3 protein-coding genes are annotated in these 1,640 nt (G+C 50.1%); 1 reads left to right on the plus strand and 2 read right to left on the minus strand.

The genetic code is table 11. The annotated features are described in order from the left end of the window. On the plus strand, positions 1-142 hold a 142-nt coding region (locus tag PsAD37_RS27895; protein ID WP_153039653.1), incomplete at its 5' end, for an integrase core domain-containing protein. Between the two features lie 31 nt (positions 143-173). On the opposite strand, the gene PsAD37_RS21270 is transcribed toward PsAD37_RS27895, so the two are convergent. Both PsAD37_RS21270 and PsAD37_RS21275 read right to left on the minus strand, forming a co-directional pair. Continuing rightward, on the minus strand, positions 174-689 hold the full coding sequence (locus tag PsAD37_RS21270; RefSeq protein WP_153039835.1) for an SMI1/KNR4 family protein: 516 nt from the start codon (positions 687-689) through the stop codon (positions 174-176). A 232-nt stretch (positions 690-921) separates the two neighbouring features. Beyond that, on the minus strand, positions 922-1,640 hold a 719-nt coding region (locus tag PsAD37_RS21275), incomplete at its 5' end, for an IS110 family transposase (RefSeq protein ID WP_193778320.1).

Below are 1,640 nucleotides of genomic sequence, written 5' to 3' on the forward strand. Positions count from 1 at the left end.
TTACTCGTTGCGTGAAGCCCAAATAATCATCGAAAGGTGGAGGATACACTACAATACCAAACGCCCCCATAGTGCGCTGAACTTCCGCCCACCGGCTCCTGAAGTAATCATTCCAGTAGACCAAAGGCCAGTCATGCACTAACTTTCAAACCGGACCACTCAAGTGGGGCTGATCAGGGGCTATGCTCAAGCATCGCAAGAAATGCTTCAAATGTTGGCGCAAGCAATACGACGCTTTCTTTCAAATCAATGTTAGTCGTATCGAAAGCAATGACAGTCGTTGTCCGCTCAGCATCGGAGGTCAATGCGATTGCAACTCCACCACCATTGCTACCAATCACAACATGGCCTGGAAAAAACTCATGGTAGGTGGCGCTCTCTTCAATATCCGCAACCTCCTCGGCAGCAAACAGGATTAGCCAACATGGTTGAACAGCAAGCGGCCCCTCTCCACCATCACTTTTGGATAAGAAGTCTAGATAGCTTGCAGGCAATGGAAATGGAGATACTGAAACTAACTTTATTAACTTCGCAGCAGATGCAGCATGGTTTTTATTCCATTTTTTATTTTCAAGCACTGCTTCCCCTATCTCTGGTATTGAATGGATTGAACTGTTCTTTGCCGATGGTGATTTTAACGTTAGCGAGTAGCCACCAGTGTATTGTGCAACGAGGTGTTGGGCCAACATGTATGGACCGCCTGCGTTTCGCAAGAGAGTTTTCACTTGGAAGCTTGAAGTCGCTACTATGTATCCGACCTGTTAATTGGCACGCGGGCCGTGGCCTTGATGGTAATACGCACGTACCTACAGTCTAATTAGCGGACAGGTTACTTAGAACCATTATGGCCCTCTGACTTTGGGTGCGTTCTTTCTTCCGTTCCATGTTTATGCTCTGTCGCGAACTTTAAGGAGGTTCTGGTTAGATCGCCTCCATATCAGTTGTATGGCTGTCAAACTCCGTGCAATTGTACAATACACTCCAGGCGATCCTTGCCAGCTTATTGGCCAAGGCAACGGCCAGTTTATTCTTATGCATTCGCTTGGATGCCCGCTCCAGCCAGTCTCCGAAGCTCAAGTTATGCCAAAGTTTCGGTCGCATCATCAAAACGTGTGCCGCTTGCACCAACAACATGCGTAAATAGCGATTTCCGGCTTTCGATATTTTGCCCAGGATGGGCTTGTCTCCTGTGCTGTACTGGCGAGGGACCAGGCCCAACCAAGCGCCAAGGTCTCGTCCGCGTTCAAAAGCAAATCCGTTGCCGATGGCGGCCACCAGTGCGGTGGAGATGATGGGTCCGATGCCGGGGATACTCATCAGAAGTTGGCAGCCAACGTCGTATTTGCTGATCTGTTCGATTTCGGTACTGGTCGCATCAATGCGTTCGTCTAGCCACAGCCAGTCTTCATAAAGGCCGATCAGTATGTCGTGCATACGCGGAGAAATCTCATTGGCGCGATTGTCGAGAATGGCGAACAAAGAGTTTCTCAAACTGCTGCTGCCCGCGCGCACAGCAATTCCTTGCTCTAACAGGAAGGCCCGGATCTGGTTGATGGTGGCGGTACGACGCGAGACCAATCGGGACCGAACCCGGTGCAGAGCTTGCAGATCGAGCTGATCCTGGCTCTTTTCCTGCACGT

Origin of the sequence: Pseudovibrio sp. Ad37 (assembly GCF_001623075.1) — a bacterium.
GTDB lineage: Bacteria > Pseudomonadota > Alphaproteobacteria > Rhizobiales > Stappiaceae > Pseudovibrio.

What these genes read in the sequence shown, in the direction of transcription:
- PsAD37_RS21270 (WP_153039835.1), bottom strand. Translation starts at nt 689, where the DNA reads ATGTTGGCCCAACACCTCGTTGCACAATACACTGGTGGCTACTCGCTA.